The organism is Bacillus thuringiensis, assembly GCF_022095615.2.
In the GTDB taxonomy this organism is placed as follows: Bacteria; Bacillota; Bacilli; order Bacillales; family Bacillaceae_G; genus Bacillus_A; species Bacillus_A cereus_AG.
The window spans coordinates 305001-319171 of sequence record NZ_CP155560.1 but is presented as its reverse complement, the minus strand read 5'-3'; the positions used below and the strand labels follow the sequence as shown (position 1 = coordinate 319171).

Genomic DNA, 14171 nt, shown 5'->3' with positions numbered 1-14171 from the left:
AATATATTTCTTAAAGTGGCTTCAATAATTTTAAGTAAATCAACAGGAGAATTGAAAGGCAGGAGAATATAGCATGTTAGAAAATCATCGTTCTAGAGAGGAGCGACGACAAGTTAAAAAGAAAAAACAGCCAGCTTCTAAAAAACAAAAACCAAAGGGGAAAACTCCGTTTTTTCGTAAATTTTTAATTAGTTGTTTATTACTAGGTATTGTGGGGTTAGTCGCAGGGGTTGCTACTTTTTTCGTTATGATCAAGGACGCACCAAAACTTGAGAAAGCAAAACTTGTTAATCCGTTATCCTCAAAAATTTATGATAAAGATGGGAAATTGATATATGAATATGGGAAAGAAAAACGAACGAATATTATGTATGATCAAATTCCTAAATTAGTAGAAAATGCGTTTTTAGCGACAGAAGATGCACGTTTTTACGAGCACAGTGGCGTAGACTTTAAAGGTACTGCACGTGCAGTTTTAGTCAGTCTAAAAGGTGATTACGGCTCTCAAGGTGGAAGTACGATTACGCAGCAAGTTATTAAAAATTACTTCTTATCGATGGAAAAAACGTCAAAGAGAAAGGCGCAAGAAATATATTTAGCGTATAAGCTGGAACAACAGTATTCAAAACATGAAATTTTAGAGATGTATTTAAACAAGGTTTACTTAGGCAACCGTTCATACGGAATCGCAACAGCAGTACAAAACTATTATGGTAAGGAAATAAAAGATTTAACACTACCAGAAGTTGCGATGCTTGCCGGTTTAATGAAAGCGCCTAATAACTATGATCCAACGAAAGAACAAAATATTCAAAAGGCAACAGAAAGAAGAGATGTTGTTCTTGAATTAATGAATCGACATGGTTATATTACAAAAAAAGAAATGGATGAAGCATCAAAAGTTCCAGTAACAGAAGGACTTAAGGGAGCAACTGAACAAAAAGAAATGCCATATCCTGCGTTTATGGATGCTGTTGTGAAAGAAATTGAAAAAGAGTTGCCAGAAGCTAGTATTGGATCTGATGGTTTAGAAATTTATACAACTTTAGACCAAAAGGCTCAGGATTTTGCTGACAAGCTCTTAAATGAAGATATTATTAATTATCCAAATGAGAAATTCCAAGGGGCTTTCACATTTATGGATACGAAAACAGGAGAAGTTCGTGCAATTGGTAGCGGCCGTGGTGAAAATAAAGCTGTATTTAAAGGACATAATATTGCGATTGAATTAAATCGCTCAGCAGGTTCAACGATGAAACCAATTTTTGATTACGCTCCTGCAATTGAATATTTAAAATGGGCTACTTACCATCAAATTGATGACTCTCCATTTAAGTATTCAACAGGACAAGAAGTTAGAAATGCAGATAGAAAGCATTTAGGACCAATTACAATGCGTGATGCATTGAAGACGTCTCGAAATATCCCGGCAATAAAAACTGCAAAAGAAGTAGGAATTAATAAATCAAAAGGTTTCTCTGAAAAGCTAGGTATTACTTTTAATGTAGCACCGACCGAATCAACAGCGATTGGTACAAATGAAGCGTCTCCAACTGAAATTGCAGGTGCTTATGCGGCATTTGGGAATGGTGGTAAGTATACGAAGCCGTATTTTGTCAAGAAAGTCGTTTATCCAGATGGAAAATCAAAAAACTTTGAGCAAAAAACAAAACGAGTTATGAAGGATTTTACTGCATATATGATTACTGATATGCTTCGTACGTTTGTTTCATCTGGTTTGGGTACAACAGCCAATATAGGTTATTTAGATATAGCGGGTAAAACAGGTACAACAAACTATTCTTTAGAACAAATAGCACAATATAATCTACCAGAAAGCGCAACTCGTGATAGTTGGTTTGCTGGTTATACACCACAATATACGATGGCAGTATGGACCGGATATACAAAGGATAGTAAAGAGGATTATATTAGTAGTAAAAATACGAAAATAGCTCAATTGATTTTTAAAGAAATGATGAGTAAGTTTGCTACAGATAAGTCGCGATTTAAAATGCCGAACAGTGTAGTTCAAGAAGGTAGCGAATTACGTATTAAAGGTGAGAAGCGTGATTCTTCTCCAAATACAAAAATAGCAAATACGACTGAACCGCCGAGTGAAAATAAGCAAAAAGAAAAGCAAAAGAAACCTGAAGAATTAAAGAAACCAGAAGAGCAAAAGCAAAGTAATCTAACTAATGGAAGTGATCGTGGAAATACAACGCCAGCAACTAATGGAAGTGACCGTGGAAATACAGTACCACCAACCAATGGAAGTGACCGTGGAAATATAGTGCCACCAACCAATGGAAGTGACCGTGGAAATACAGTGCCACCAACCAATGGAAGTGGCCGTGGAAATACAGTGCCACCAACCAATGGAAGTGACCGTGGAAATACAGCGCCACCAACCAATGGAAGTGACCGTGGAAATACAGCGCCACCAACCAATGGAAGTGACCGTGGAAATACAGCGCCACCAACCAACGGAAGTGACCGTGGAAATACAACGCCACCAACTCATGGGAGTGACCAAGGAAATACAACGCCACCAACCAATGGGGATGGCCATGGAACGCTAACGCCACCAAGTAATTATAGGAATACAGAAGAGGCTCCAGCTAATAATGGATAATAAGTAATAGGAAGAAATTTTTAGGTCTGTTGCAAATTTTAAAAAAAGCATATATAGGTGGTTAATGAAGAATAATGTTCAGGAAGTAGCTGGTAATTGCTGAAGTTCATTGTATGTTGAAAAGGCAGAGCCTCTTTGTATAGTGATTCCAAATTTGTAATCCTTATTTAAAATAAGGATTATTATAGAAAAGGAGTGTCTGATGAAAAAGTTTTTAAGAGTAATTCTAATCTTATTGGTGATATTTATAGGAATTATGTTGGGATGCATAATTGTAAATAAAACATATCATACAGAGTATAAGTCTTTAAATGAAACGGATCAAAACATGTTAAAAGAACTATCTACTATTTATAAGAGTTTCGAAGAATCGAATGATAAACTTTGGAATAAAGATTATCATTTCGAAAAAAAGCCATTATTATTGATACATAGTAATAAAGATGGGGGATTCTTTAGACAAGAAGCTTATGCAGTTAATGTAAAAGGAGTAGAAAATAGTATTTTTGCTAAAGAAATAAAAGTCCCAAATTCTTTGCATCTACCTAAAGTCTATCGCTTAACTCGTTTTGATTTTAGAACTGTTTCTACCTGGATGCCTTGGAACTTTGGGACAATAAGTATTAACGATATGGATGTATTTTATTTTAAATATTATCCTAAAATGTTTGTTAATCCAGATTTATATTTTGATTTTTCGTCTTTCTTATTACATGAGGCTTTTCATGCTTATAAACAAAAAGATTGGACATATGATTCAAATGGTGGAGAGTATATTCACGAATATCCGATAAATAAAGAAAATTATGCATTAATGGGATTAGAATTTAAGTTATTAGATAAAGCAATGGTTGATACGAACCCAGAAAATATTAATCAAGCATTATATGACTGGACAATTGTACGTAATTATCGCTATAAAAAATGGCCACAATTGATTGGAGAAACAAAAACTGAAGCAATAGAAGGTTCAGCACGATACTTAGAGTATCGTTATAGTAAGTTAACTGGTGGGAAACTTATGGTACTTGCAAAGAAAGAGAAGCCATATCATGTTACTTTTATGGAGGCGTTTAACTTCATTGCTAATGGACAGGCAGAATCTCCAAGGTTTTTAGAGCGGAATATGAGATATGAGACTGGTTCAGCTCTGGAATTAAGCATGGACAGAGCAAATATTCCATGGAAAGAAGCTATTGAAGATAGTGCAACCAAACAAGGGAAGACACCCTATGAAGTATTAGATACGTACTTTAATATAAATAATACGTCTACAATTGAAAATAAGATTAAAGAAATTAAAGAAAACAATGACTATGACACACTTTTAGAACAAGGAGAAAAATTGGAGAAAATAAGTAACGAGTAAAGAAAAAAATTGAAAAAAATCTCCTTTAAAATGATATAGAATACGTAGTAATAGATGAGAAGAAGGGGGATTATGTGAAAAATAAACTAGGAGATGCTTCTAAAGAAGAAATGGAGCAGCTGAAAAAAACACAGGAATTAGAGTAAGAGAGTATCATTTAGTTATAAGCAAATAATGGCTTTTGCAAGTTTCCTGTTTTTCAGCATATTGCTTACTTGTAGATTCTCATTACCAATTACTATATAAATATTGTCTTACTGCTTATTTTTTTCTTTTGAAGAAAATTTAGGCATAAAAAACTGTACCCCAATTCTTAGACTGTTGAAGTGAACTCTAAAAGTTAGACACGAATGCTAGGCAGCTTTCTAGGCATGAGTCCAGTATTAAACGAGGGCACTGAAAAACTTGCATTTTTTATAAATAAATTCATTTTAGAGCAAGATAGGTAGTAGCTATTTGTTAATTTGAACATACACAAAAAGATAAGAAATGGTGCCGGTGGCACTTGCGTTTTCGTTTCATCCCGCATGTTGCCATAGCTAATTGATTAAGTGTAGCGGGAGAAATATATTGATATAGCTCTTCGGCAAATAAAGATAACTCTTGTTTTTAGTGCATATTTTGTTTGCAATATATCTAATGTTTAGAGAACTCAAAGAGCTCACTTTATTAAGTGGGCTCTTTGCATGTTTTAAGATGGAATTAGACAACAGCATATTAAGTATGTGAAGCATTGAAAAAGGATGCATACAAGTATTGATACACCTTAATAAATCAGAAAAAATAATTGTGTTCTTAGTGAGATGTAACATAGTACCAATTTTTTTCTATTTTCTTTATATCTTTAAAGATACTATTAAAATCGTCTTCATTTGGTTTTACATCATTAGGCGAGTAAATAAATCCAGAAAAGTTGTCTATTAGGCCACGATAAGTATAGAAGAAAACTGAAGCATTTTTCTTTTCATAGTGGACAATTACATCTCCTCCCCCCTTTGAGGTAGGTTTAAATTTTTGGGGCAAATGAATTTGGTTATTATCATAGGATACATTAGGGATTAATTTTTTATGTTCTATAAGTGCTATAACTTGTTTACGATCATCTTTGTAAATTAAAAAATCTAATTTTATATAGATTTTTGTAAAGGGGGTATATATCCAAATAATTATTATGATTAATTGAATAATTAAAGGTTTCGGATTGTTATATCTAGCAAGATGTAAAATTGATAAAATTAATACTATGAAAAACCATCCATGAATTGCTATTGAAAGAAGTGGCATAACAAATGGAGTAAGGAATTGAGTTAAATACCATTTTAAAAAGTGATAGAATATTAATACAATACCGCTTATCATTGTAATTTTGGTTAAATTTTTTTTCATGTTTTGTATGTCCTTTCACTCTTAAATAATATGTGATTTTAGTGATTGATTTTTTATTTATTCCTTGAATGCCGAATATATATCAGTTTAATAATATTTTAAACTAAAAAAGAACAAGTTAAAAATAAACTTGTTCTTTTTTTTAAAATGTATATAAATTAATATCCTTTATTATAATAATCTATGCCTACTTGAATCATTTCTTGGTCTCTAGGGTCATCAAAAAACGTTTTGTAGTATTCCCATTCCCAAGTATTGGAGAGTACCTGATAAAAACCAGCTCCACCTTTAAGTTCAATGTCAGTAAAACCAATTGCTTTACCAACATATCCATAGTGGAAGTTTCCAAGATCCTCCCCAGTTAGTGTTCTGTTATCAAATGTATATGTAGTTTTAGGCCCATATTTCAATTTATAATCCCAAGGACCTCCAGATTTCACTAATTTAGTGAAAACTGTGTATCTGTATGCTCTAGATGCAACAGCACCTTCAACAGGATTACTACTACTTTTTGCAATTTTTTCCGCTGATGCATCTATAATCTTCATACGATTCTTATTTGCCTTCATTATACTAGTAAAATCACTGGTAAGATCCGTATAAGTTGGCTTAACTCCATCACTTCCTGGACTAAAGTTATATGGTTGTAATTTTAATTGAAGCCCTAATTCTTTCTCTTGTCTTAAGGTATCTTTAGCGATTTCATCAGCTAATTTCTCCGCTTGAAGTTTTAATTCGGGAGATAATTCGTAATTTTTTATATCTTGCAATTGTTGTTCTGCTGAACCTTTAATTGAAGATTCAGTTGCTGCTGAAACTGGCGTTAAAGTAAAACTAGAAAAGAAAACACATGATAATCCTAAAACTGCAATACTTTTCTTCATGACTCCACCCCTATTAATCTAATTGTTTACCATAAATTGTATTATATTTTAAGTTAAATATATTTTCAATATATTTATTTTAATGAATTATTTGAATATTATTCTCAATATCTATTTATTTAATAAAACATTTATGGTATATTCAGGATATTAATGTAAAATAATAGAATTTAGGAAAGAGGAACATGTATGAATAAGAAGCGTTTATTTGTTTCTGTTAGCGCGCTTTTATTAGGATTTTTGTTAAGTGATCCAATTAATTCAAGAGCAGACGAAACAGTAGAAATTGTAACAAAAGAAGATGCACAAATTAAAGCAGAGTATTATTTAAAAGGTATAAGTAAAAAATCTTATCCAGAATGGAAAGAGGCTAATTTTAGTGAAAGTAAAACTTTGTATGATTTAGAGGGAAAAGTTAAAGGGTATGTATTTCAAGTAAAAAAAGATAATAAAGATTTTGGATACATTATTGTTAACAGCGATAAAAATGGTACTCCAATTATAGAGTCTACAAGGGAAGGTACTAATCCGTATAAAGGGGTAGAAGAGGGAAAAGCAATATATACAGGACCTATTCAATATTTAAAGAAAGAAAAAGAGAATGTTACAAGTATTTCAGGCGATCAAACTCTGAGCATTAAAGAAGCTAAAAAAAATGGGGAAGAAAAAGAGTTACAGCATAATAATAATAATTCCAACAAAAAAAATAAGACCTTTATGAAATTTGCACCTGCATCCGATAATGAAGAATTCAAAAAAATAGAAGGTGTACCAGATTATAATTGGTATAAAGGATGTACACCTACAGCGCTAGCAAATTTAGTTGCTTATTGGGACAAGCATGGATATCATAATTTAGTAGCAGATAATGTAAGCGTTGATCAATTGATAAGTAATTTAGCAATTGAATTAGAAACAGATGATAAAGGATCTACATACTCATCTAAAGTTGCTCCAGCAGTGTGGAAATATTTTTCTAATCTTGGATATTTCCCACAGGCTTATCAGGATAATAGTCCGTCATACGATAGATTTGTAGGAGAGATTGATATGGGGAGACCACTCTTAGTCGCTACACAATCTGACCCAATTTATAAAAATCATATGATGACTGGTGTAGGATATCAAAAAGTATTTATTCCTGAACTGAATGAAGAGTTTAAAGAACTAATTGTCCATGATACCTGGAATACGACTCCAGTAGATGTACATATAAACTATGATCAATATTCTAAATATATTTCCAATTATCAAATTATTAATCCGTTCCCAACTGGTTGGCTTACAAATTCTATTTATCAAGAGGTAAAAAAGGAACTGGAATATAATTATCTTAATGGTAGTCCGTTTGGTTTTAGAAATGATGATTTTATGGCTAAATATGATCAATCACAGACATTACGGGCTGGAGACTATTTTTTCCAAGCCCTTGCAGATGATTATGTAAGAGTTAATTTTGATGGGAACTTAATTATCGATGGATGGAGTGATAGTTCCACTGGGGTTATTCAACGTGCATTAGTTACAAACTTAAACAAAGGGCACCATTATATTACTACAGCATTCCAAGAGAATAAGGGAATTGCAGCAATCTTTTCTCACGTTGTACCCTTTGATTCTTGGTTGGCCTATTATTATAATAATAAAGATCTAGTAGGGGCACCTTATAAGTCGAAAATAATTGCACCTCAAGGCCTAGAAAAGAGCCTAATTGAAGATAATGGAAGCGGATTTCCAATTTGGGGCATTAACCCTGATAATTTCTCTGCAAAATATACAACAGTAAAGCGCTTACCTGCAGGGGATTATATAATTCGAGGAAAAGCTGACGACGGTATTCGTGTATATGTTGATGGTAAGCTTGTTATCGATCGTTTTTATGCAGCTGGCGGATTCGTTGAAGATGCTAGAAAAATTACCATTCAAGATAATGCAGCAAATGGATTATTTGGGAAGAAAAATGAGAAAGATGTACATCTTATAGAAGTACAGTATTTAGAAGAAGGCGGTAACAGTAATTTAGAGTTTAACATTGAACCATACAAAGAATCTGTGGAACACTCTACTTGGACAGCAGAATATTATAATAATACTGAATTAAGTGGTACTGCAATAGTGACTGGCGGAGAAAACTCTAATGCGAGAATTGATAAATTAAACTTTGACTGGGGGTCCAAATCACCAGGTGCAGTACAGGTAGATAATTTCTCTGCAAGATTTACAAAAACAGAGACATTTGAACAAGGAAATTATTATTTTGAAGCAATGGCAGATGATGGAGTCCGTGTATACGTAGATGATAAAAAAATTATTGATTCCTGGGGATCAATAGGAGGAAACGACGTAAGGTCGGTGACAGTACCTATTACAGCCGGGGATCATAAAGTAAAAGTAGAATATTTAGAGTTAAGTGGAAACGCTAAGTTACGCGTAGATTATAGAAAAGTAAACTAGTATTTATAAGTTTTTTAACGGAAATAAAGAGGGAAGCGATTCTCTCTTTTTTCTGTTAAAAGAATACAGTTAAACTAGCTTAAATTTTTAAAGAACTATCATTAGGAATCTTCATTCTTTTATTTCCTATTATAATTACAAATGAAAGTAAACATAGTAGAGGAAGAGTAAAGGGAATGTTTAACTGTATTAGATATATAGGAATTGCTGTAGGATTAATTGTTTTATGGTTAGTATTAACAAATTTCAAACTTACATTTGTATTTTGTACATTCTCATAATTTCATCTTGTTCTTTTTTGCTTGCTTATTTGAATTAGCAAGAGATTTATTAAAATTATACTAAATAAAAGAATCTGTTCAAAATAAAGGGCTAGTCTATTGTAAGGTGTATTTTTGTGAATAAAGTAAGTTGAAATTCCATTTTATAGTGTATCTAAGTAATTATAAAAGAAATAAGATGAAGTTAAAAAATGAAAAAAGCGTAGTTAGGTTTTATTCCTACGCTTTTTTTATTTGATAACAAATTTATTGCTACTATAAATTTGTTATATAAGACTTTACAGCTTGTAATAAAAACTCTTCTTGCCCCATACCAGATTCAGCAGCCATTTGAATTACTTTTTGCTTAAATTCATGATCTGCATGAAAAGTTAATGGCTCTACATTACTTTTAAAATAAATACCTTCAACATGAGGGAGTATTGAGCCTGACTCCATATGAGAATGTAAATACTTAATCTCTTCTTGGAACTGTAATGGATCTACCTGTAAAACAAATGGTTTAATTTCCAATCTGATGGTATCTTGTGTAGTAGTCAATCGCATATTTGTGACACCAAGCTCTTTATAAAATAAATTTATTAGATTATAAGTTATAGAATTAAATAATTGTGGCTTTTTAAATGTAAAAGATAAATATCCTCGCTTCGTAATCACTGTGTGTTTTTTGAAGGGGGCAAGGGAATAATCATGTTCTTTATAAGCTGATAATGAGAAAATTTCTTCATCTTCTGTAAGAACCTTTCCATCGAATCCATTAATTTCTATTACCCTAGCTTTTTTTTCTGTATGTTGCTGTATTAATAGTTGATATAAATAAATGTCTGTATCCTTAATCTTAGTAATGAATGTTTTACGTTCTTTTGTTGTAGCTTTTTCATAATTAAGCTGGAAATTTTCTAGTTCTTCTTCATCAATGACATATACTTGTTTACCCCGCTTTTCTACCATCGTGGCTTTTAATTTTCCGGATTTAATATATGTAAAAATAGTGGAGGGTGCTACGTTTAGAATTTCTGCTGCTTTTTTTGTACTTAATCCTTTTATTTCATCGTTATTCATTAACCGTTCAATATCTTCTAAATAGAATATTTTACTTCCGAATTGCTTCCAATTATCTTTATATACACATTCTATAAGACCTTCTTTTTCTTTTTTTAAAATGGTCTGAACGGTAACTCCCATTAAATCTGCTGCTTCTTTTGTCGTTACTGTAGGTTTTGTGATAAACAGTAAATCTTGTGTCATGAAAGTATACCTCCTTATTTACTCACGATAATTAATAAATTATGTATATATCATATCAGATTCTTAATTAGATATAAAATAAGATTTAAATATAAAATAAAATATCATAAAACAAATATGTTAATGTGCTTTATAATTTTATGTAAATGAAAGGCAAAGTTAAATGTCTATTAATATGTAGATATTTTATTAAGTTGTATAAATTAACGTAACATGTTTATCTATTCAATAAAAAATTATTAGAAATTATATGCATAATTAAATATAGAAGAATATAGACTTATTACAGAAATAATATGATTATTAATTTCTATAATTGATGTAAGTGATATTAAAATCATAGTATACTTAATAAACATACTAAAGATTAAAATCTATACAAGAAGAGGTGATGTATAGGTATGGATGATAAAAGTCAAAATGAAATTTTACCTATTTTAAAAAGTCAAAGAGAATTTACAAATATATATTTAAATAAAATAAAAGGTATATCTTCATTTATGTATAACAATCGTTATATGAATGATTTAGAACAAAAGATAGAGGAGGCAGAAAAAAAAGGAAAGGGAAAATATGCATTTCTAGGTGATCTTGAAGTGATATATCATTTTGTAAATTTACAAAATGATATGGATGAAAAGAAAAATAGAAAGGATGATACAAAAAAGAGTTATGTGTCTGAGATACTATCATTTTGCGAATGTATGGTACAGCATGCAGAAGAGTTTGAAGTGAATGGGGAAGAAGTTCAGCGAAATGCTTCCTTATTAAAAACATTACAGCCTTGGCATATTCGTAAATATAATTACTGGTTAAAAAATATACAAAATGGTCGAGCTGGGAATACGTATGCTGTTGCAACTTTGGCGAAGAAAACGGTATTGATTCGTTCTTTTTTTAAACATCTTCATGTATTCGGGTATATTGAAAAACCACTTCATGAAGAATTACAGCGTGCAAATGTAAATGAAAAAGATCGGCCGAATCGAGATTTATCCTATGAGGAAGTCATGAAAATATTAGGTTTTTATAAAGAAAGAGGACATTTAATAAACTATACAATAATACTTGCATTAGCTAGTACTGGTGCACGTATTCAGGAGTTGTGTACTGCAAGAGTAAAAGATTTACACTATGATGGAAAGTATTGGTTAAAGGTTAGGGGGAAAGGGGACAAAGTGCGTGAACTTTTCGTTTCAGAACATTTATACCAATGTATTTGTGAGGTGAGGAGAAGAAGGGGGTTCCAAACGGTATTGGAAAAAGGGGATGAGAGTCCGTTATTTATAAATCAAAGAGGAAGTGCATATAACTCTAAAACACTATCAAACCAAGTAACAGATATGATAAAGAAGACAAACTTAGATTTCTTACAATATCGTGAAAATCCAGTAACCGCACATACATTTCGACATGCTTTTGCAATTATGGCAGTAGAACAAGGTAATGCAGATTTATATCATTTAATGCAAACACTTGGTCACGAAAATATTCAAACCACAAAAATATATTTAGAAAAGCATATGAAGCGTAAAAATAACGTTGGATCTAATTTCGCTGATATGTTGATATGAGTTTTATAGTGAGAATCAACTGTATTTAATTATGTATTTTTTACACAATTAAATACAGTTGATTCTCATTTAATTTTAATTAATATGAGCGTTCATCAGACTTAATTAAAGATAAAAAAATACTTCTATTATATACAAAGTTATCCATAGTGAAAAAACACATAAAAGTACATAGAGTCAAGTAGAATTGTTAAATATAATCTCTATGAATAGTAAATGATAGATTTGATTAAATATAGAAAAACCAGGATGATTTTAAAAAGTTATCCTGGTTTTTTGAATGAACATAATTAGTAGGTTATCTTGTGCAAATTATAAGTCAGTAGAAAATTTCCTTATTTCAAGATTAATATTAGTTTATATTTTTAGTGGTGAATTTTTAGGATATATGAAACTATTTTTCGTTGGAAGTATTTATTTGATGGGTGGCTATAGTGCTATACTTCTTATTCATAACTATATAAATCCAACCAATAACTGATAAGATAACTGGATAGAAAATAGCCCAACCACTAAATGAGTATACAAAAATACATATAATTAGAGATAGGAAGGCCATCCACCAACCTATATCACGCACTTTTAATAATTTAAGAGCAGCTAGCATTGTAAAAATATATGAGGTAATAAATATTACACTAGGACCTTTAAGAAGCATTTCTAAATTTGGTCGTGCCATACCATAAAAGATTAGAATACAACTAAAAATGCCTCCTAAAACTAGTAATACCCTAGTTGGAGTTTGAAATTGAGAGTGTAACTTAGCAAAGAAGGAAGGGAAATGTCCTTCTCTAGCTTGAGCGTAAATCATTCTTGAAAAACCTGCAATGTTAGCATGTACAGCACTAAACGAAATAAAAATTGCTAAAATAGTTGTTATATATGTACCTATTGGTCCTAATCCTTTTGATATTAGAATACTAAGGGAAGCTATCTGATCCTTATCACCATATGAGTGGGTCCCTATTGTTACAAAAGATATTGCAATGTACATAATGGAGATACAAATTGCTCCTAAAAATAAACTAATCGAAATATCCTTAGCGGGCCTTTTAAATTCTTCAGCTAATGGGGTGATCATTTCCCACCCTACAAATGAGAAGAAGATAATTACAGAAGAAGCGCCAACGGAAGACCACCCGTTTGGTACAAATGGTGTAAAAGAACTTAATTTTACATATGGTATAGAAACGATAACAGCGACAACTATTAAAAGTGAAATAATACAAATTACAAACACACTAACTTTTGATGATAGCTCGATACCTTTTATATGTAAGAGTAAAGAGGTAATTAAAATTAATGCTGCAATTCCTATAACACTAAGATTGCTTATTGGAAAAACATATCCAATATAATGGGCACCTGTTAAAGCAATAATCGGTACTCCAATAGGAATAGAACCTAACATAATCCAGCCTAGGATGGCACTTGTATTTGCATTAAATGCCATTTGAACATAAGCTGTAATTCCTCCAGCACTAGGAATCATTTTAGCAAGACGCGCTAGAGTCGCTACAATAGGAAAAGCTAATATAGACATGATAACCCAAGATAAAATTGAAGCTGGTCCAGCGCTATTTGCAGTAATTGAAGGTAAAATAAGGATTCCACAACCTAACACAGCTCCTATGGTTAATGCGGTTCCCTGTACCCAAGTAATTGAGCGTTTCAATGATTGTTGTGTCAAGATACTCAGCCTCTCTTTCATTAATTGATATTAATTATATAAAGTTTTAAAAAAGGATAACATGCTATAATTTATGTATTAATTATAATTTTCTTAAAGAATTTAAGAATTATTAAATGTTTTCTTAATTAATCAAGGGGAGGCCCAGCAATGGATGATACAGATTTAAAGATTCTTTCTCATCTTCAGGAAAATGCACGTTTAAGTATGGTTGAAATAGGAAAACTGGTAGGTCTGAGTTCCCCTTCTGTCACAGAGCGAGTTAGAAGACTAGAAGAACAAGGGGTAATTATAAGTTATCGCACAATTGTTAATCCGAAAGGATTAAAAAAACATATTACTGCGTTTGTTTTGATGGAACCAAGGGATTGCAACAAATATAAAAAGTTTGCAATGGAACATTCAGATGTGGTTGAATGTCACCGTATTGCCGGTATGTATAGTTATCTAACAAAGGTAGTGACGGAATCTGTACATACACTCGAAGACTATATCAATTTGTGCTTAGAGTATGGAAAGCCTACAACCTTAATAGTGCTTTCTTCTCCAGTAGAACATAAATCATTTTTTACAGAGAGTGAAAAACTTTAATTACATATGAGCGATTATTCTAAATAAAAAGCGTAAAATTAATACCTAATGGGAAATAG

Annotated in this window: 9 protein-coding genes and 2 pseudogenes; 5 read left to right on the top strand and 6 right to left on the bottom strand. The window is 31.6% G+C overall.

What is annotated here, in order from left to right; translation table 11 throughout:
* Positions 1-73: 73 nt before the first annotated feature.
* Together KZZ19_RS28330 and KZZ19_RS28325 are read left to right on the top strand one after the other, a co-directional pair.
* Complete coding sequence (locus KZZ19_RS28330) at positions 74-2635, top strand: transglycosylase domain-containing protein (protein WP_348638047.1); 2562 nt, start codon at positions 74-76, stop codon at positions 2633-2635.
* A 202-nt stretch (positions 2636-2837) separates the two neighbouring features.
* Positions 2838-4004 (top strand): hypothetical protein, encoded by a 1167-nt coding sequence (locus KZZ19_RS28325; protein WP_098343992.1) that lies wholly within the window; start codon positions 2838-2840, stop codon positions 4002-4004.
* 173 nt (positions 4005-4177) lie between these two features.
* Here KZZ19_RS28325 and KZZ19_RS31255 read toward each other — a convergent pair.
* The 4 genes and pseudogenes from KZZ19_RS31255 to KZZ19_RS28310 all read right to left on the bottom strand — a co-directional run.
* Positions 4178-4243 (bottom strand): annotated as a pseudogene (locus tag KZZ19_RS31255) (RNA-guided endonuclease InsQ/TnpB family protein); the annotation flags it as partial.
* A gap of 223 nt (positions 4244-4466) precedes the next feature.
* A pseudogene (locus KZZ19_RS28320) lies at positions 4467-4622 on the bottom strand (IS4 family transposase); the annotation flags it as partial.
* A gap of 177 nt (positions 4623-4799) precedes the next feature.
* Positions 4800-5390, bottom strand: coding sequence for a hypothetical protein (locus tag KZZ19_RS28315; RefSeq protein WP_098343994.1), 591 nt, complete (start codon positions 5388-5390; stop codon positions 4800-4802).
* Between the two features lie 158 nt (positions 5391-5548).
* On the bottom strand, positions 5549-6274 hold the full coding sequence (locus KZZ19_RS28310; RefSeq protein WP_098343995.1) for a polymorphic toxin type 44 domain-containing protein: 726 nt from the start codon (positions 6272-6274) through the stop codon (positions 5549-5551).
* A gap of 189 nt (positions 6275-6463) precedes the next feature.
* Here KZZ19_RS28310 and KZZ19_RS28305 point away from each other — a divergent pair, with 189 nt between their 5' ends.
* Positions 6464-8728 carry a PA14 domain-containing protein gene (locus tag KZZ19_RS28305; RefSeq protein ID WP_237982518.1) on the top strand — a complete coding sequence of 755 codons (2265 nt, stop codon included), beginning with the start codon at positions 6464-6466 and terminating at the stop codon, positions 8726-8728.
* A gap of 536 nt (positions 8729-9264) precedes the next feature.
* Here the strand turns inward: KZZ19_RS28305 and KZZ19_RS28300 are convergent.
* Positions 9265-10257 (bottom strand): helix-turn-helix domain-containing protein, encoded by a 993-nt coding sequence (locus KZZ19_RS28300; protein ID WP_237982517.1) that lies wholly within the window; start codon positions 10255-10257, stop codon positions 9265-9267.
* Between the two features lie 401 nt (positions 10258-10658).
* Between KZZ19_RS28300 and KZZ19_RS28295 the strand changes: the two genes are divergently transcribed.
* Positions 10659-11831 (top strand): tyrosine-type recombinase/integrase, encoded by a 1173-nt coding sequence (locus tag KZZ19_RS28295; RefSeq protein ID WP_237982516.1) that lies wholly within the window; start codon positions 10659-10661, stop codon positions 11829-11831.
* 394 nt (positions 11832-12225) lie between these two features.
* Here KZZ19_RS28295 and KZZ19_RS28290 read toward each other — a convergent pair whose 3' ends face one another.
* On the bottom strand, positions 12226-13521 hold the full coding sequence (locus tag KZZ19_RS28290) for an APC family permease (RefSeq protein ID WP_237982515.1): 1296 nt from the start codon (positions 13519-13521) through the stop codon (positions 12226-12228).
* Positions 13522-13671: 150 nt separating this feature from the next.
* On the opposite strand from KZZ19_RS28290, the gene KZZ19_RS28285 reads away from it, so the two are divergent.
* Positions 13672-14112 carry an Lrp/AsnC family transcriptional regulator gene (locus KZZ19_RS28285; protein WP_098343999.1) on the top strand — a complete coding sequence of 147 codons (441 nt, stop codon included), beginning with the start codon at positions 13672-13674 and terminating at the stop codon, positions 14110-14112.
* The last annotated feature ends 59 nt before the right edge of the window (positions 14113-14171 follow it).

Excerpts from the sequence above, each read along its gene's own strand:
- KZZ19_RS28330 (WP_348638047.1), top strand. The coding sequence starts at position 74 with ATGTTAGAAAATCATCGTTCTAGAGAGGAGCGACGACAAGTTAAAAAG.
- KZZ19_RS28325 (WP_098343992.1), top strand. The coding sequence starts at position 2,838 with ATGAAAAAGTTTTTAAGAGTAATTCTAATCTTATTGGTGATATTTATA.
- KZZ19_RS28315 (WP_098343994.1), bottom strand. The coding sequence starts at position 5,390 with ATGAAAAAAAATTTAACCAAAATTACAATGATAAGCGGTATTGTATTA.
- KZZ19_RS28310 (WP_098343995.1), bottom strand. The coding sequence starts at position 6,274 with ATGAAGAAAAGTATTGCAGTTTTAGGATTATCATGTGTTTTCTTTTCT.
- KZZ19_RS28305 (WP_237982518.1), top strand. The coding sequence starts at position 6,464 with ATGAATAAGAAGCGTTTATTTGTTTCTGTTAGCGCGCTTTTATTAGGA.
- KZZ19_RS28300 (WP_237982517.1), bottom strand. The coding sequence starts at position 10,257 with ATGACACAAGATTTACTGTTTATCACAAAACCTACAGTAACGACAAAA.
- KZZ19_RS28295 (WP_237982516.1), top strand. The coding sequence starts at position 10,659 with ATGGATGATAAAAGTCAAAATGAAATTTTACCTATTTTAAAAAGTCAA.
- KZZ19_RS28285 (WP_098343999.1), top strand. The coding sequence starts at position 13,672 with ATGGATGATACAGATTTAAAGATTCTTTCTCATCTTCAGGAAAATGCA.